Source organism: Pseudonocardia hierapolitana, assembly GCF_007994075.1.
In the GTDB taxonomy this organism is placed as follows: domain Bacteria; phylum Actinomycetota; class Actinomycetes; order Mycobacteriales; family Pseudonocardiaceae; genus Pseudonocardia; species Pseudonocardia hierapolitana.
The window spans coordinates 7768074-7784308 of the sequence record NZ_VIWU01000001.1 but is presented as its reverse complement, the minus strand read 5'-3'; the positions used below and the strand labels follow the sequence as shown (position 1 = coordinate 7784308).

The 16235-nt window shown below is 73.7% G+C and carries 17 protein-coding genes; 10 read left to right on the top strand and 7 right to left on the bottom strand.

Annotated elements, in window-relative coordinates:
• Window positions 1-45: 45 nt before the first annotated feature.
• The 6 genes from FHX44_RS36630 to clsA all read right to left on the bottom strand — a co-directional run bounded on the left by FHX44_RS36630 (window position 46) and on the right by clsA (window position 4889).
• Window positions 46-1656 carry a helix-turn-helix domain-containing protein gene (locus tag FHX44_RS36630; RefSeq protein WP_147259946.1) on the bottom strand — a complete coding sequence of 537 codons (1611 nt, stop codon included), beginning with the start codon at window positions 1654-1656 and terminating at the stop codon, window positions 46-48.
• 16 nt (window positions 1657-1672) lie between these two features.
• Window positions 1673-2251, bottom strand: a complete 579-nt coding sequence (locus FHX44_RS36625; protein WP_075953851.1) for a MerR family transcriptional regulator — start codon at window positions 2249-2251, stop codon at window positions 1673-1675.
• A gap of 132 nt (window positions 2252-2383) precedes the next feature.
• A complete protein-coding gene (locus FHX44_RS36620; protein ID WP_147259945.1) occupies window positions 2384-2857 on the bottom strand; it encodes a bifunctional nuclease family protein in 474 nt (157 codons plus the stop codon).
• A 387-nt stretch (window positions 2858-3244) separates the two neighbouring features.
• The gene (gene garA / locus FHX44_RS36615) at window positions 3245-3697 is read right to left on the bottom strand and encodes a glycogen accumulation regulator GarA (RefSeq protein WP_147259944.1); all 453 of its coding nucleotides are present in this window, start codon (window positions 3695-3697) and stop codon (window positions 3245-3247) included.
• Between the two features lie 142 nt (window positions 3698-3839).
• Window positions 3840-4226 (bottom strand): glycine cleavage system protein GcvH, encoded by a 387-nt coding sequence (gcvH, locus tag FHX44_RS36610; protein ID WP_147259943.1) that lies wholly within the window; start codon window positions 4224-4226, stop codon window positions 3840-3842.
• 9 nt (window positions 4227-4235) lie between these two features.
• Entirely contained in the window at window positions 4236-4889 is a 654-nt protein-coding gene (clsA, locus tag FHX44_RS36605; RefSeq protein ID WP_246170787.1) for a cardiolipin synthase ClsA, read from the bottom strand.
• A gap of 80 nt (window positions 4890-4969) precedes the next feature.
• Between clsA and FHX44_RS36600 the strand changes: the two genes are divergently transcribed.
• The 8 genes from FHX44_RS36600 (at window position 4970) to FHX44_RS36565 (ending at window position 11318) form a co-directional block, all read left to right on the top strand.
• A complete protein-coding gene (locus tag FHX44_RS36600; RefSeq protein WP_147261761.1) occupies window positions 4970-5473 on the top strand; it encodes an OsmC family protein in 504 nt (167 codons plus the stop codon).
• On the top strand, window positions 5470-7050 hold the full coding sequence (locus tag FHX44_RS36595; protein WP_147259942.1) for an acetolactate synthase large subunit: 1581 nt from the start codon (window positions 5470-5472) through the stop codon (window positions 7048-7050). The genes FHX44_RS36600 and FHX44_RS36595 overlap by 4 nt, the downstream gene beginning before the upstream one ends.
• Window positions 7051-7269: 219 nt before the next feature.
• Window positions 7270-8292, top strand: coding sequence for an MEDS domain-containing protein (locus tag FHX44_RS36590; RefSeq protein WP_147259941.1), 1023 nt, complete (start codon window positions 7270-7272; stop codon window positions 8290-8292).
• The gene (locus FHX44_RS36585) at window positions 8289-9260 is read left to right on the top strand and encodes an ATP-binding protein (protein ID WP_147259940.1); all 972 of its coding nucleotides are present in this window, start codon (window positions 8289-8291) and stop codon (window positions 9258-9260) included. Before FHX44_RS36590 ends, FHX44_RS36585 begins: the two co-directional genes overlap by 4 nt.
• Before the next feature lie 247 nt (window positions 9261-9507).
• Window positions 9508-10305 (top strand): AfsR/SARP family transcriptional regulator, encoded by a 798-nt coding sequence (locus FHX44_RS36580; RefSeq protein ID WP_147259939.1) that lies wholly within the window; start codon window positions 9508-9510, stop codon window positions 10303-10305.
• 50 nt (window positions 10306-10355) lie between these two features.
• Window positions 10356-10592 (top strand): hypothetical protein, encoded by a 237-nt coding sequence (locus FHX44_RS36575; protein ID WP_147259938.1) that lies wholly within the window; start codon window positions 10356-10358, stop codon window positions 10590-10592.
• A complete protein-coding gene (locus FHX44_RS36570; RefSeq protein WP_246170786.1) occupies window positions 10589-10906 on the top strand; it encodes a DUF4235 domain-containing protein in 318 nt (105 codons plus the stop codon). Before FHX44_RS36575 ends, FHX44_RS36570 begins: the two co-directional genes overlap by 4 nt.
• Window positions 10907-10910: 4 nt before the next feature.
• Window positions 10911-11318, top strand: a complete 408-nt coding sequence (locus FHX44_RS36565) for a ChaB family protein (protein WP_147259937.1) — start codon at window positions 10911-10913, stop codon at window positions 11316-11318.
• Window positions 11319-11370: 52 nt separating this feature from the next.
• Here FHX44_RS36565 and fgd read toward each other — a convergent pair whose 3' ends face one another.
• Window positions 11371-12384: a glucose-6-phosphate dehydrogenase (coenzyme-F420) gene (fgd, locus tag FHX44_RS36560; RefSeq protein ID WP_147259936.1), complete on the bottom strand. Its 1014-nt coding sequence runs from the start codon at window positions 12382-12384 to the stop codon at window positions 11371-11373.
• Window positions 12385-12532: 148 nt separating this feature from the next.
• Between fgd and FHX44_RS36555 the strand changes: the two genes are divergently transcribed.
• Window positions 12533-14308, top strand: coding sequence for an ABC transporter ATP-binding protein (locus FHX44_RS36555; protein WP_147259935.1), 1776 nt, complete (start codon window positions 12533-12535; stop codon window positions 14306-14308).
• Window positions 14305-16230, top strand: coding sequence for an ABC transporter ATP-binding protein (locus FHX44_RS36550; RefSeq protein ID WP_212612814.1), 1926 nt, complete (start codon window positions 14305-14307; stop codon window positions 16228-16230). The genes FHX44_RS36555 and FHX44_RS36550 overlap by 4 nt, the downstream gene beginning before the upstream one ends.
• The last annotated feature ends 5 nt before the right edge of the window (window positions 16231-16235 follow it).

Sequence of the window (16235 nt, the reverse complement as noted above, 5' to 3'; positions counted from 1 at the left end):
CATCGGGCGAAGCACCCAGACGGCGGGATGGGTGGTTCTACCCACTCAGACGAGGCGGTGCTCGTACGCGTAGGCCGTCGCCGCCGCCCGCGAGGACACCCCGAGCTTGGTGAAGATGTTGCTCACGTGCCGGGCCACGGTCTTCTCGCTGAGGAAGAGCTCCGCGGCCACCGCGCGGTTGGTCATGCCCGTCGCCACCAGTCGCAGCACCTGCGCCTCGCGGGCGGTCAGGAGGCCGGTGGCCGGAGCGCGCGACAGGGTCTGCAGGCGCAGGACGTCGGGGGCCGCCCCGAGCCCTTCGAACACCAGCCGGGCCGCGTCGAACTCCATCTCCGCCGAATCGGGGTCCCGCCGCTGCAGGCACGCGAGCCCCATCTGCACGCGGACGCGCGCCGCCTCGTAGGGCGCGTCGAGCTCCTGCCAGGCCCGCCAGGCACGGCGCAGCACCTCCCACGCGCCCGGATCCTGCTCGGCGACGAGCACGGCGCCCGTCGCGTGCAGGGCCATCGCCCGCAGCAGCGGCGCCCCGACGTCGTCGGCGATCGCCCGCAGCTCGTCGGCGCTCACGCGGGCCGAGGCGGCATCACCCGCCGCGATCACGACCTCGACGTGGGCGGCGAGCAGCCGCGTGCGGGCCACGAACCCGACCGCCTCCTCCAGCACCGGGCGCAGCATCGCGGCGGCGGCGTCGGCCTGGCCCTGGGCCGTCCGCAGCAGCGCGAGCCCCGGCTGCGGTTCCGGTATCCAGCGGCTGGCCCGGCGGTAGGCGTCCTCGGCCGCGTCGAACGAGCCGTGCAGGCGGTGCAGCTCGGCCAGCTGGTAGAAGGCCGCTCCCGCCGCGGGGTGCCCCGAGAGCTGGTCGCACGCCCGGCGGGCCTCGTCCAGCGCGTCCGGCCATGCGCCGTGCACCAGCATGATCTCGGCGCGGTGCACCATGCACTGCCCGCGGTAGGGCACGAGGTCCGGCTGCGACGCGCACCAGTGGGACAGCGCCGCGGTCCATTCCTGCGCCCGGCGCAGCTCGAAGACCTCCTGGCACGCCTCGATCACGGCGCAGTAGACGATGCCCGCGACGATCGGCGAGACCTCGTCGGCGGTGACCGCCACCATCACCTCGTCCAGCAGCGCCAGCGCCTGCGTGGTGTCGCCGGCACTGATCAACGCCTGTCCCACGCAGAGCCGGCCCAACGCCTGCAGGTCCGGCTCGTCGAAGCGCTCCCCGATCGCGGCGGCCCGCTCCGAGCAGGCCCGCGCGGCCTCGGCGTCGCCCTCCCCGAGCCGCTGCAGGGCGTCGGGGACGAGGAGGTACCCCTGCTCGACGCACTCGCGGCCGGCCTCGTCGACCAGGCGTCGCGCCCGCGCGAGCCATCCGCCGCCCCGGGCCGGCTCGCCACGGAGCAGCAGGTGCATGCCCAGCCAGAACGCGTGCCGCGCCGCGCGCGTGGGCTCCTCGCGCACCAGCTCGCGGTAGGCGCGGGCCGCCAGGTCGTCGCCGACGTCGTCGTGACCGACGAGGTAGGCGCTCGTCGTCAGCAGCTCGAGATCGTCCGGGGCGAGCGGCGACGTCCGATCCGCCGCCGTCAGCAGCTCGTAGGCGCCCGCCCACTCGCGCTGCCGGTATGCCGAGCGGCCCCGCTCGTGCAGGTCCTCGTCCACGGGACCCGGGTGGGTGTCAGCTGATGGCGCGCCGCGCCCGCCGGCGGGACAGCTCGTCCTCGGGGGCGTCGTCCACGCTTCCGCCGTCGGCCCGCTCCACCGGGAAGTCCTTGATCGAGCCGCTGATCTCCTTCATGGCCCCCCCGACGGCGATGCCGAACACGCCCTGGCCGCCGCGCAGCAGGTCGACGACCTCCTCGGGCGAGGCGCACTCGTAGACCGTGGTGCCGTCGCTGAACAGCGTGATGCCGGCCAGGTCGCGGATGCCGCGGCGGCGCAGGTGCTCGACGGCCACGCGGATGTTCTGCAGCGACACCCCTGCGTCCAGCAGCCGTTTGACGACCTTCAGGACGAGCACGTCCTTGAAGGAGTACAGGCGCTGCGAGCCGGAGCCCGCGGCGCCGCGGATCGAGGGGACGACGAGGCCGGTGCGGGCCCAGTAGTCGAGCTGGCGGTAGGTGATGCCCACGACCTGGCACGCGGTCGGCCCGCGGAAGCCGACGAGCTGGTCGGGCAGGCCGTCGAACCCTTCTCCGAGCAGCGGGTCGGGGAAGAGCTCGCCCTGCTCGGGCGCGCCGGACGGCGGCTGCTCCACCGAACTCCTTCCGCCGGAGCCCGGCTCCGACCACCGGGGGGTCTGTCGGAGCCGACGGGCTTAAGAGACATCCGACGATATGAGCCCGCGCGCCCCCGGTCAACGCGGCGCGCCGCCGGTGGCAGGGCGGGGCTAGGGCTGGGCGCCTCGGAAGTCCTCCGGGGAGATCGAGTCGAGGAACTCCCGGAACTTCTCGACCTCGTCCTCCTGCTCGTCCGGGATGATCAGCCCGGCCTCGGCGAGAACGCTCTCCTCGGCGTGGATCGGCACCCCGATCCGCAGCGCCAGCGCCACCGAGTCACTCGGGCGCGCCGACACCGTGATGCCGCCGTCGAACACCAGCTCCGCGTAGAAGGTGCCTTCCTGCAGGTCGGTGATCCGCACCTGCTCGAGGCGGCGCCCCAGGGCGTTGATCACGTCCTTGAGCAGGTCGTGGGTGAGCGGCCGGGCCGGCTTGACGCCCTGCTGCTCCAGTGCGATCGCCGTGGCCTCCACCGACCCGATCCAGATCGGCAGGTAACGATCACCGGTGGTCTCCCGCAACAGGAGGATCGGCTGGTTGGCGGGCAGTTCGACCCGTACCCCCACGACGCGCATCTCGCTCATCGCACGACCTCGCTGCGCTCGGCCGGCCCATCAGAAATCGACGCAGCGCGAAGGCGCTGCACCGATGAAAGGCGCTGTGTCGATGATTCGCTCGCAAGCACGCTCATCGCTCTGCTCCTCCTCGCGGTCCTGCGATTCCGACGCTACACGGCGCACCCTGCCGGCGCCCGACTCCGGACGGGTCGCGCCGCCGGTACGGCGGGTGAGCCGGAGCTAGTGCTTCCCGTCGGAGGTTCGTCGGGGGTATCGGTGGATCCAGCTTCTCGCTGGGCGTGCCGGCGGGCAGCCCTCGCACCGGGCGCACTAGGGCTGTTCGCCGGTGCGTCCAGCGGGGAGCTGGGCCGCCGAGACCCTTGGCGAACCTCCGGCGGGGAGCACTAGAGCCCGTCAGCCCCTCGGCCCGGACTCGCGCGGCCCGGTGAGGAACACCAGCCGGAACTTCCCGATCTGCACCTCGTCGCCGTTGGCGAGCACCGCGGTGTCGACCGGCTCCCGGTTGACGTAGGTGCCGTTGAGGCTGCCGACGTCGACGACGACGAACTCGCCCGCGTCGCTGCGGAACTCCGCGTGGCGGCGCGAGACGGTGACATCATCGAGGAAGATGTCGCTGTCCGGGTGCCGTCCCGCGCTCGTGGAAGGCCGGTCGAGCAGGAAGCGCGAGCCCGCGTTGGGGCCGCGCTTGACCACCAGCAGCGCGGAGCCGGCGGGCAACGACTCCACGCCGGAGACCGGCTGGTCCTGGGCCGGGGCTTCGGCCTCGGAGAGGAAGTCCGCGCGGAAGACCGATGTGGTCTCCGGGGAGCGCTCCGGGGGCACGCCGGGCCCGTCGTTCGTGGTCACCTCGGGGTCTCCTCCTGATGGTGGGCGGGGTGTGGGTGCCCTGCTCGTCGGGTGCAACAAGTGTGACGCCGCACGGGCGAACGTGCGCGACGGCGTCGGATTCCGCAAACCTACCGCGCGGTGGTGGGCGCGGGAGCCTCGGTCAGCTCCCGGTCAGCTCCTGGTAGGCGGCCGGATCGAGCAGGTCGTCCGGAATGCCGGGTGCGTCGCCCGCGAGCCGGACCTCGAACATCCAGCCCGCCTCGTACGGACCGGAGTTGACCAGCTCGGGGTTGGCCTCGAGGGCGTCGTTGACGGCCGCGACCGTGCCGGAGACGGGTGAGTAGATGTCCGAGACCGACTTGGTGGACTCGACCTCGCCGACGGAAGCCCCGGCCGCGACCTCATCGCCGACGGCGGGCAGCTGCACGAAGACGACGTCGCCGAGCTGGGACTGGGCGTGGTCGGTGATGCCGATCCGAACCACCCCGTCCCCCAGGTCGCGCACCCACTCGTGGGCTTCGGTGTAGCGGAGGTCCTCGGGGATCACGCCGAAAGACTAGTCCTCACGCCGGAGGCCACCCGCGACCCCCGCCCGATCGATCGGCGCGCGCAGCGCGCGCACGAACTGGGCCAGGTAGAGGGCCCCCGTGTACAGGTAGAGCACGGTGCCCCACACGGCGAACGCGTAGGCGAACGGGCGGGCCAGATCGGCGAACCACCCCTGTGCCTGGGCGGCGAGCAGGAGCGGGAACGCGTACAGGAGCAGGAACGTGGCGCCCTTGCCGAGGTAGGTCACCCGGTAGGGCCCGTAGCCGCGGGAGCGCAGCACCGGCAGTGTGGCGGCGAGCACGAGGTCGCGGGCCACCAGCGCGGCCACCACCCACCAGGGCACGGCCTCGCGCAGGCCAAGCGCCAGAAGTGCGGCGAGGATGTACAGCCGGTCCACCGCGGGGTCCAGGAGTGCCCCGAGCGTGCTGTACTGGCCGAGCAGGCGGGCGAGCTTGCCGTCGAGCCAGTCGGTGATGCCGCCCAGTGCCAGCACCACGATCGCCCAGACGTCCGCGCCCCACGCCGCGCCGCCGGGCACCAGCAGCAGGTAGAGGAACAGCGGCACCCCCGCCAGCCGCAGCACGCTCAGCAGGTTGGGCACCGTGAGCACCCGGTCACGGCGGACCTGCCCCAGCAGGCTGGTCAGCGACGGTTCGGCCACCGGTCGAGCCTACTGACCCGCCCTGCGCCGTCGCGCCTCGTGACGACGCGAGGCACGATGCAGCCATGGAACGGACCGGCATGGACGCCACGACCCTCCGAGAGCTGCAGGCCCCGCTCAAGGCGCGGTACCGGGACGACCCCGACGCCGCGGTCGTCACCCTCACCGCCGACGGCGAGCTCGACGGCACCGGCGTGGCCTGCCGGGTACGCACCGCCACCGCGCTCGCCGAGGCGGGCCTGCACCCGGCCACCGGCGGCGACGGCACCCAGCTGTGTTCCGGCGACATGCTGCTCGAGGCGCTCGTCGCCTGCGCGGGCGTCACCCTGCGCGCGGTGGCCACCTCGCTCGGGTTGCAGGCGGCCGGCACCGTGCGCGCGGAGGGTGACCTGGACTTCCGCGGCACGCTCGGCGTCGACAAGGAAGCCCCGGTCGGGTTCCGCGAGATCCGGCTGGCGTTCGACCTCGACACCACCGCGAGCGAGGACGAGGTCGCGACGCTGATCCGGCTCACCGAGCGCTACTGCGTGGTGCTGCAGACGTTGAAGTCCTCCCCCGCCACCTCGGTGAGCGTGCGGGCGTGATCGGCGCACACGCTCTCCTCCGGTCGCTGCTCGCGAACGGGGTCGACACCTGCTTCGCCAACCCCGGCACCTCCGAGATGCACTTCGTCGCCGCGCTCGACGGGGTGCCCGGGATGCGGGCCGTGCTGGCGCTGTTCGAGGGGGTCGCCACCGGCGCCGCCGACGGGTACGCCCGGATGGCGGAGCGGCCCGCGGCCACCCTGCTGCACCTCGGCCCCGGTCTCGGCAACGGTCTGGCGAACCTGCACAACGCCCGCAGGGCCGGTGTCGGAGTCGTCAACGTGGTCGGCGACCACGCCACCACCCACGCGAAGTACGACGCCCCGCTGCAGTCCGACATCGCCGCGATCGCGGGGGCGGTGTCGGGGTGGGTGCGCGAGAGCACCCTCACCGCCGAGATCGGCACGGACGCGGCGGCCGCCGTGGCGGCGGCCCGGGCCGGGCAGGTCGCGACGCTGGTGCTGCCCGCCGACGTGAGCTGGAACGACGGCGGCGAACCCGCCCCGGCCGCCGACCCGGCCGACGCCGCGCCGCGCGCCGAGCCGGACGCGGTCCGCGAGGCCGCGCAGGCGCTGTCCTCCGGGGAGCCGTGCGTGCTGCTCGTCGGCGGCGACGCCACCCGCGCCGCGGGGCTCGCCGCCGCCGACCGGATCGCCGCCGCCACCGGCGCCCGGGTACTGACCGAGACGTTCCCGACCCGGCTCGAGCGCGGTGCCGGGATCGCGCCCGTCGACCGCCTCGGCTACGTCGTCGACGTGGCCGTCCAGCAGCTGGCGGGGACGCGCCACCTCGTGCTGGTCGGGGCCCGCTCGCCGGTGTCGTTCTTCGCCTACCCGGGCAAGGACTCCGATCTGGTGCCCGCGGGGTGTCGCGTCCACGCGCTCGTGCCGAAGGAGGGCGCCCTCACCTCGGGCTCCGCGACCGCCGCGCTCGAGGAGCTCGCCGACCTGCTCGCCCCGGGCACGGCCCCGCGGCCGGCTCCGGCCGCCCGGCCCGAGCTGCCCACCGGGCCGCTCACCGTCGAGAGCGCGGCCGCCGTGGTCGGTGCCCTGCTACCCGAGGGCGCCGTCGTCGTGGACGAGTCGGTGACCTCCGGACTCGGCCTCCCGGCCGTCACGGCAGGCGCCCCCCGCCACGACTGGTTGACGCTCACCGGCGGATCGATCGGCTACGGCCTCCCGGCCGCCACGGGCGCCGCGGTGGCCTGCCCGGACCGGCCGGTGTGGTGCCTGCAGGCCGACGGCAGCGCCATGTACACCATCTCGGCGCTGTGGACCCAGGCCCGGGAGGGCCTCGACGTCACGACGCTCGTGTACCACAACAGCGCCTACGCCATCCTCCGCATGGAGCTGCTGCAGACCGGCGCCGCCGCGCACCTCGCCGGGGACGGGGCACGTGCCAGGGACCTGCTCGACCTCGGCCGGCCCGACCTCGACTTCGTGGCGCTGGCCGCGGGGATGGGCGTGCCCGGCGAGCGCGTCACCACCGCCGACGGGCTGGCCGCCGCGCTGCGCCGCGCCGCCGCCGAGCCCGGGCCACACCTCATCGAGGCGATGGTGCCGCCACTGGTGCCCTGATCTGGCGTTTTCCGGGTTCCGCACGTCCGTTCACCGCGGCGATCATGCGGTTCGTCGTTCCCGTCCACCCGGCGGGGCCCGCCCGCTCGATCGGCGGACGTACAGTGTCCTGCACGTGACGCTGCGTTCGATCGGACCTGTGTTCGAGCGGACCGTGTTCGATCGGATCTGCGTCCGATCCGATGCCGATGCCCCAGCTCGCTCGTCCCGGGAAGCGTGATGACGACAACGGTCGAGGACTGCCGGTCCGTCGACCATGCCGTCGCGGTCCCGGTGAGCGACGAGCAGCTCTGGCAGATCTCCGCGGAGTTCCTCGCCCACGGCCTCGGCCGCGGCGAGCACGTCATCTACTTCGACGACGGCTCCTCGGACCGGGTGCTCGAACGCATGACCGACGACGGTGTCGCGGTGGCCGGGCCGCTGCGCGAGGGCCGGTTCACCATCGTCCCGAGCGATCGGCACACCTCGCCCCACGAGGTCGCCGAGGCGGTGCGCGCCTCGGTCGACGCCGCGCTCGCCGCCGGCTACCCGGCCGTGCGCATCACCGGCCGCCTGAGCTTCCCGGTGACGCACGCAGCAGGTGAGGCGGGCGTGGCCCACTACGACCGCGTCGTCGACGAGGTCGTGCGCAACCGGCCGGCCCACGTCCTGTGCATCTACGACCGCACCCGCTACCCGGAGGGGGTCGTGGAGGCGATGCGGGCCGCGCACCGCACCGAGGTGATCGCGCCTGCGATCTACGACGACGGCCTCCTGCGGATCACCGCGATCGGCCCGGGCGCCGCTCACGTGGCAGGCGAGTGCGACCACAGCAACCGGCCACGCATCCGGAGCTTCCTCGAGGCCGCCCTCGACCGGGCCCTCCGCCAGCCGGACGCACCCACCGACATCACCCTCGACCTGTCGTCGCTGCGCTTCCTCGACGTCGCAGGCGCCGTCGGGCTCGTCCACGCCGCGGAGGAGTTCCCCGACGCCCACCGGCTGATCCTCACCGGCGTGCGCCCCCGGGTGCAGCGCGTCCTCGACCGGTGCGGGGCGCCGTTCGCCACCCAGCTCGTCGTGCGCGCCCGCAGTGACCAGCCGCCCGTCGAGCAGCCTCCGGCCGTCCGACCGCCTGCCCCCCAGGCACCAGCCGTCCAGGCACGAGCGGCACAGGCAGCAGCGGCGCAGGCAGCAGCAGTCCAGTCGCCCGCCGACCGGCCTCCCGTCGACCGGCCCTCCCCGGAGCAAGCACCGGCATGAGGATCGAGACCACGCGCTCGGCCAACGCGGTTCGCCTCGAACACGCCGCGGGTTTCCACGACTCCTCCACGGACCTCCTCGACCAGCTCGTCCCGCTCGTGCTGCAGACCGCCGAGCGCGGCGAGCCGCTCGCCATCGCATTGCAGCCCGCCACCGAGGAGGCCCTCGCCGACCGGCTCGACGGCCGCGTCGCTCCCGAGGACCGGCTGGTCCGGCTGCGGCAGCCGGACGGCGGCCCGGCCGGCCTGTCGGCGCAGACCCTCGCCGCCCGGTGGGCGCTGGAGCTCCGCGCGCTGAGCGTCGCGAAGGGGCGCCCGGTCACCGTGCTCAACGAGCACGCAGCCGCCCTCGACGGGGCCGACGGCCGCTTCTGGACCGAGCTCGACGCGGCCCTCAACGTCGCGCTCGCCGACCTGCCGGTGCGCATCACCTGCTTCTACCCGGAGCTCCCGCTGCACCTGGAGATCCTCGACGGGGCCCGGCGCAACCATCCCCTCCTGCTCACCGACGGCGAGCTGCGCCACAACCCCGGCCACCACGATCCGCGCGCCGTCCTCGCCGCGCGGCCGGCCGCCCGGCCGCCCCTGCTCGGCCCGCCGGACGTGCGGCTGTCGTTCAGCGCGTGGCAGCTCCACGAGGTGCGCGGCACCGTCGAGCAGGCGCTGTCCGGCCGCGGCTACGAGCGCGAACGCATGGAGGACATCGTTCTCGCCGTCAACGAGCTCGCCACCAACGCGGTGGAGCACGGCACGCCCGAGGCGCAGCTGTCGCTGTGGACGGGCGGGCACGGGTTGCTGTGCGAGATCGACGACGGTGGCACCCTCCGGGACCCCTTGCCCGGGCTGCACGCGCCGCACCCGGCGGAGCCCCGCGGCCGTGGCGTGTGGATCGCCCGGCAGCTCTGCGACTCGCTCCACGTGTGGGCCGACGGCCGCGGCACCCACGTTCGGGTGCACGCCATCCCCTGAGTAGGATGTCCCGTGACTCGCACGTCACCCGGACGGCCGCAGAGCAGCCGGAAGTGTGACGAACATGCCCCTTGGCAACGGGGTCGCTCGGGAGAACACTCTTTCGCGGACTCGGGCGCTGTCGTGCTGCCGACGGGTCCCTGCGAGCTCCAGCCGGGCACTCCACCTACATGGGACGATCATGTCTGACGATCAGCGACGATCTCGCACGACTCAGGCGCAGCCAGGCGCCCGGCACGCGGTACGCGTGCTGGGGTCCTTCACCCTCGTGTCGGACGGCAACGCCGTCCCGCTGGGCGTCGACTCACGCAGGCTCGTCGCCTATCTGGCCGTGCACCCCCGCCCGCAGGAGCACGCGGCCCTCGCCGCCGACCTCTGGCCCGGCGTCCCCGCCGCGGCGGGAAGGCGCCTGCTCACCGAGGCGGCCACCGCGGTCGGCATCCCGTCGCTGTTCAGCGACGGCGACCTCACCGGTCCCCTCTCCCTCGCCGCCGACGTCCAGGTGGACCTCGCCGACGCCCTCGGCCTGGTGCGGGCCCTCCCGGAGATCCCGGCGAGCGACAGCCCCGACATCGGGTTGCTCTCGGCCGACATCCTGCCCGGCTGGACCGCTGCCTGGATCGCCGTGGAGCGCGAGCGCTTCCGCCAGCTCCGGCTGCACGCCGTCGAGGAACGGAGCCTGCGCCTGTCGGCCGCAGGCCGCCACGCCGGCGCCGTCGCGCTCGCCGAGATGGCGGTGCACGCCGCACCGAGCCGGGAGAGCGCCCGCCGCGCCCTGATCGAGGCCCACCTCGCACAGGGCAACATCGCCGCGGCCGTGGCCGAGTACGACGCGTACGAGGAGCTGCTGCGCTCCAGCGTCGGCGGTCCCGCCTCCAACGGTCTCGACGCGCTGTTCCCGCCGTCGCCGGTGTGGCCGGTGCTGCGGGCACGCCGCCCGATGCCCCGCTCGGCCGTCCAGCTGCCCGGCCTGCGTGCCGTGCGCGGCGCGGCAGGCGGCGCCCGCCGCCTCGTGTCGGGCGGCGGCGCCTCGCGCCCCTACTGACCGCACCTACTCCTGTGTTGGGGACCCGGATGATCGGGTACCCGCAGGGCATGCACGGGACCTCTGAACCGGACGTCGAGGTCGACCCGAACGTCGCGCGCAGCCGCGAGGCGGGTGGTGTCGACCCCGACCGGAAAGCTCCACCGGAAGGCGAGCGCGCCGAGGACGACGCGCCCAGCACGACGGGTACCGACGAGAACGAGCAGTTCGTCGGCCGCGTCGCCGGACAGGACGCCGGCTACGCCGGTGAGACGGGCGCCGAGGCGCGCGCTCGGGAGGACCGGTGAGACGCGGCGACGGCAACGAGCTGACCGGGCTGGCGAAGGTCGCCTACAAGCCGATCGGTCTGTTCTTCGGCCTGGTCGGCGGCCTGCTCGCCGGCAAGGTCTTCGGGATCGTGTGGAAGAAGATCTCGAACGAGGACGAGACGCCGCAACCGCTGTCGGACGACTACAGCACCCGCGAGGTGCTGCTGGCCGCCACGCTGCAGGGCGCCATCTTCGGACTGATCAAGACCGCGGTGGACCGGTACGGGTTGAAGGGCGTCCGGCGTTTCCTGGACACCCCACGCCCGCCGGCACGTCGCAGAGCGGAGGTGTGAGGAGATGCCGGGCAAGGACGCGATGCCGAGCACCGTCGAGCGCTCGGACGACAAGGCCAAGCGCACGTGGGTGGAGACCTACGACTCGGCCATGGAGACCTACGGCGACGAGGGCGGCCGCGCCCGCCGGGTCGCGTTCGCCGCGCTCAAGCACACCCACGAGAAGGTGGGCGACCACTGGGAGCCGAAGGGACGCAAGGGCCCGTCGGACAAGCAGGCCTCCGGCCCCGGCCGCCGGACCAACCGCGAGACCGCGGGCGGGGTCGACGCGAACGCCTCGAAGTCGCACCTGATGGACGTGGCGAAGAAGCTCGACATCCGCGGGCGCTCGTCGATGAAGAAGGACGAGCTGGTCGACGCCATCAAGAAGGCGAACAACCGCAAGACCGAGAAGTCGCGCGGCAAGAAGTGACCCCCGTGGGTCGATGCGGGTGCCCGGGCACCCGCATCGACCCGACTAGCGCTCAGGTGAGGGCGCGCAGGCGCGGCAGGACGTCCTCGGCGAACTGGGACAGGAAGCGCTCCTGGTCGTGCCCGGGGCCGTGGAACACGAGGTGGTTGAGCCCGGCGTCGATGTAGGGCTTGATCTGCGCCACGGCGTCGTCCGGGTCGGAGGCGACGATCCAGCGCTTGGCCACCTGCTCGATGGGCAGCTCGTCGGCGAGGCGTTCCATCTCCACGGCCGACCCGACGCTGTGCTTCTGCTCGGCCGTGAGCGAGAGCGGCGCCCAGAAGCGGGTGTTCTCCAGTGCCTGGTCCGGGTCGCGGTCGTAGGACAGCTTGATCTCGATCATGCGGTCGACATCGGCCGCGTCGCGTCCCGCGGCCGCCGCGCCCTCCTCGACGGCGGGGATGAGCTTGTCGGTGTAGAGCTCCATCCCCTTGCCCGAGGTGCAGATGAACCCGTCGCCGGACCGCCCGGCGTACTTCGCGACGACCGGGCCGCCTGCGGCGACGTACACCGGCACCGGCTGCTCGGGCCGGTCGTAGACGGTGGCGCCGACGGTGCGGTAGTACTCGCCCTCGAACGAGACCTCCCCCTCGGTCCACAGCGCCCGCATCAGCCGGATCGACTCGCGCAGCCGTGCGAACCGCTCCTTGAACTCCGGCCACTCCCGGCCGGACACGGCGATCTCGTTCAGCGCCTCCCCGGTGCCCACCCCGAGCATCACGCGCCCCGGGTACAGCAGCCCCAGCGTGGCGAACGTCTGGGCGAGCACCGCCGGGTTGTAGCGGAACGTGGGGGTCAGCACGGAGGTGCCGATCAGCACCCGCGACGTGCGCTCCCCCACCGCCGCGAACCACGCGAGCGACGACGGCGCGTGCCCGCCCTCGTGCCGCCAGGGCAGGAAGTGGTCCGACGTCACGACGCTGTCGAGCCCCACCTCCTCCGCCCGCACGGCGTACTCCACCAGCTCCCGCGGCGCGAACTGCTCCGCGGACGCCTTGTAGCCGATCCTGAGTTGTCCTGCCGCCACGACGGTTCCTTCCCGATGCGATCTTCTGCGGTTCCCAGCCTGCCACTTCCCCCGGACTGGACTTCAACCCGAGTCGAGGTGGTTCCGTCGGTTGCGTGAGAGAACTCGAGTGCGCGGGCCGCCCTGCCGTTCTAGCGTCGATCGAGCCATGACGGAGCCGCCGCCCGAACGGGCCTCCCTTTCCACCCTCCGCCGCCTCGCCCCCTACGTCCGCCCGCACCGCTGGACGCTGCTCGGGGGCGGCGCGGCGGCGCTCGGCGGCACCCTGGCGGGGCTGACCATCCCGCTGGTCACCCGCGCGATCGTGGACGGCCCGATCGCCCGCGGCGAGCTCGGCTCGTTGCCGTGGCTGGTGCTGGGTGTCCTCGGCCTCGGCGCCCTCGAAGCCGTACTGATGTTCCTGCGCAGGCGCTTGGTGGCGCGCCCCAGCACGGCCGTCGAGGCTGCGATGCGCACCGACCTGTTCGCGCACCTGCAGCGGCTGCCGCTGGCCTTCCACGACGGGTGGCCGTCCGGGCAGCTGCTGTCCCGCGCCACCGCCGACCTCAACACGATCCGCTGGTTCGTCGCGTTCTCCGGCATCTTCCTCGTGGTCAACGTCCTGACGGTGCTGGTCGGCACCGGCGTGCTGCTGTGGCTCTCGGTGTGGCTCGGGATCGTCATCGCGATCATCGCCGGGCCCCTGCTGGTCCTCACGCTCCTGCTGGAACGCCGGTTCTCCGTCGAGGCCCGCCGCGCCCAGGACCAGGCGGGCGACCTCGCCACCGTCGTCGAGGAGTCGGCGCTCGGGATCCGGGTGCTCAAGTCGCTGGGCCGGGGGCGGCGCCTCACCGAGCGCTTCGTGGCCGACGCCCGCGGCATGCGTGGCACCGAGCTGCTCAAGATCCGGCTGATCGCTGCGCTCTGGGCGGTGCTCGTGCTGCTCCCGGAGGCGGCGATCGCGGTCGTGCTCGGGCTCGGTGCGTGGGGCGTGGCCGACGGGTCCCTGACGATCGGCACGCTGGTCGCGGCCATCACCGTCATGACGTACCTGTACTGGCCGATCGCCTCCATCGGCTGGCTCCTGGCCGAGGCCAGCAACGCCGCGGCGGCGACGAGGCGGTACTGGGAGGTCCGCGACGTCGAGCCGGCGATCGTCGATCCCCCCGATCCGCAACCCCTGCCGCACCCGGTGCGCGGCGCGCTCGAACTGCGCGGCGTGCGGTTCCGCCACCCGGGCGGCGACCGGGAGATCCTCCGTGGCGTCGACCTCAGCGTGCGGCCCGGCGAGACGATGGCGCTGGTCGGCGCCACCGGATCCGGCAAGACCACCCTCACCGCGCTCGTCACCCGCCTGCACGACGTCACCGGGGGCACCGTGCTGCTCGACGGGGTCGACGTCCGCCGGCTCCGGCTCGCCGACCTGCGCGCCGCCGTCGCCACCGCGTTCGAGGACCCGGTGCTGATCTCGGCGAGCGTGCGCGAGAACGTCCTGCTCGGCTCGCCCGGCTTCTCAGACGACCAGGTGTGGGAGGCGCTGCGCGTCGCCAGCGCCGACGGGTTCGTCGCCGCGCTGCCCTGGGGGCTCGACACCCGCATCGGTGAGCAGGGAATGTCCCTCTCCGGCGGGCAGCGCCAGCGGCTCGCCCTGGCCAGGGCGGTGGTCGGGCACCCGCCGGTGCTGGTGCTCGACGACCCGCTCTCGGCCCTCGACGTGCACACCGAGGCCGAGGTCGAGGCGGCGCTGCGCCGGGTGCTGGGAGGCGTCACGGCGCTGGTCGTGGCGCACCGGCCGTCCACCGTGCAGCTCGCCGACCGGGTGGCGCTGCTCGACGGCGGTCGGATCGCGGCGGTCGGCACGCACACCGAGCTGCTGGCACGGGTGCCGGAGTACCGCAGGCTGCTGGCCAGCACCGATGACGACCTCGAGGAGGTGGGGGCGTGACGACCGCCGTCGACCACGTTGAGGAGGACGAGGAAGGCTGGCGCGGGATCGCCGACAGCGGCGACGGTGGGGACGAGGAGGCCGACGCCGTCGACCGCAGCACCGGGCTGCGGTTGCAGGCGCGAGCCCGCCGCCTCGTCGCCGAGCTGCTGCGGCCGCACCGGCGCGCCGTGGTGCTGGCCGCGGTGCTGCTCGTCGCCGAGAACGCGGTGATGCTCGCCGGGCCGCTGATGGTGGCGCTCGCCATCGACACCGGCGTGCCGGCCGCGCTCGATGGCCGGCCTGGCCCCCTCGCCGCGGCCATCGGCGGGTACGCCGTCACCGCGGTGGCCGGCGCCGGGCTGCGGTCGGCGTTCCTGCTGCTGTCCGGGCGCATCGGGCAGGACCTCCTGCTGGACGTGCGCAAGCGGCTGTTCGCCCACGGGCAGCGGCTCTCGCTCGACTTCCACGAGTCGTTCACGTCGGGCCGGCTGATCTCCCGCCTCACCAGCGACGTCGACGCGCTCTCCGACCTCCTCGAGAAGGGCCTCGACGGGCTGTTCGGCGCGCTGCTCTCGCTGGTCGGGATCACGGTGCTGCTGGTGTGGATCGACCCGCTGCTCGCGGCCGTGGTGCTGGCCGGGTTCGTCCCGCTGCTGTTGGTCACCCGCTGGTTCCAGCGCCGCTCCCGGGCGAGCTACCGGCGCACCCGCAGCACGGTGGCCCGGGTGATCGTGCACTTCGTCGAGTCCGTGAACGGGGTCCGTGCGGTGCAGGCCTTCCGCAGGGAGCCCCGCAACGACGAGATCATGAACGGGCTGACGTCCGCGCACCGCGACGCCAACACGGCCGCGTTCCTCACCGTGGCCTGGTACGTGGCGGCCGTGCGGCTGGTCGGGAACGCCACGCTCGCGCTGGTGCTGCTGCTCGGCGGGCTGCGCGTCGTCGACGGCACGCTCGCGCTCGGCGCGCTCACCGCGTTCGTGCTCTACCTGCGCCGCTTCTACGACCCCCTGGACGATCTCGCCCAGTTCTTCAACGCCTACCAGTCCGCGGCCGCGGCTCTCGAGAAGATCGCATCGGTCCTGGACACCCCGGTCGGTGTGCCCGAGCCGGCACGTCCGGTGCCGCTGCCGCACCCGGTGCGCGGCGAGCTGGAGTTCGATCGGGTCCGGTTCGCCTACCCGCGGGCTTCCGCGCGGAGCGGCAGCGGGGCGCGCACCGCCGCCGACCGCACCGTGCTGCCGGAGTTCTCGCTGCGCGTCCCGGCCGGGCAGACCGTCGCGCTCGTGGGCGCCACCGGCGCGGGCAAGTCGACCCTCGCCAAGCTCGCGGCCCGGTTCTACGACCCCACCGAGGGTGCCGTGCGGCTCGACGGGGTCGACCTGCGCCACGTCACCGACGCCGACCTGCGCTCGGCGCTGGTGATGGTCACGCAGGAGGCGTTCCTGTTCTCCGGCTCGGTGGCCGAGAACATCGAAATGGGGAACACCGCCATGGGCGGGCGCGGGGACGGCTCGCCGTCACGGGCGGAGATCGTGGCCGCGGCGGACGCCGTCGGGGCCCGCGAGTTCATCGAGGCCCTGCCGGAGGGCTTCGACACCGACGTCCGCAAGCGGGGCGGCCGGCTCTCGGCGGGCCAGCGCCAGCTCATCGCGCTGGCCAGGGTGGTGCTCGCCGACCCCGCCGTCGTGCTCCTCGACGAGGCGACGTCCTCGCTGGACATCCCGTCCGAGCGCGCGGTGCAGGCGGCGCTGGAGACGGTGCTCGCCGGCCGCACGGCGCTGATCATCGCCCACCGCCTCTCGACGGTGCTGATCGCCGACCGGGTGCTGGTGGTGTCCGAGGGCCGGATCGTGGAGGACGGCCCTCCGGCGGCCCTCCTGGAACAGGACGGCGATTTCGCGAGGCTCCACGAGTCGTGGCGCGCCAGCCTGGCCTGACCCCG

What these genes read in the sequence shown, in the direction of transcription:
- FHX44_RS36600 (WP_147261761.1), top strand. Translation starts at nt 4,970, where the DNA reads ATGGACGCCACGACCCTCCGAGAGCTGCAGGCCCCGCTCAAGGCGCGG.
- FHX44_RS36590 (WP_147259941.1), top strand. Translation starts at nt 7,270, where the DNA reads ATGACGACAACGGTCGAGGACTGCCGGTCCGTCGACCATGCCGTCGCG.
- FHX44_RS36565 (WP_147259937.1), top strand. Translation starts at nt 10,911, where the DNA reads ATGCCGGGCAAGGACGCGATGCCGAGCACCGTCGAGCGCTCGGACGAC.
- FHX44_RS36555 (WP_147259935.1), top strand. Translation starts at nt 12,533, where the DNA reads ATGACGGAGCCGCCGCCCGAACGGGCCTCCCTTTCCACCCTCCGCCGC.
- FHX44_RS36575 (WP_147259938.1), top strand. Translation starts at nt 10,356, where the DNA reads ATGCACGGGACCTCTGAACCGGACGTCGAGGTCGACCCGAACGTCGCG.
- FHX44_RS36620 (WP_147259945.1), bottom strand. Translation starts at nt 2,857, where the DNA reads ATGAGCGAGATGCGCGTCGTGGGGGTACGGGTCGAACTGCCCGCCAAC.
- FHX44_RS36585 (WP_147259940.1), top strand. Translation starts at nt 8,289, where the DNA reads ATGAGGATCGAGACCACGCGCTCGGCCAACGCGGTTCGCCTCGAACAC.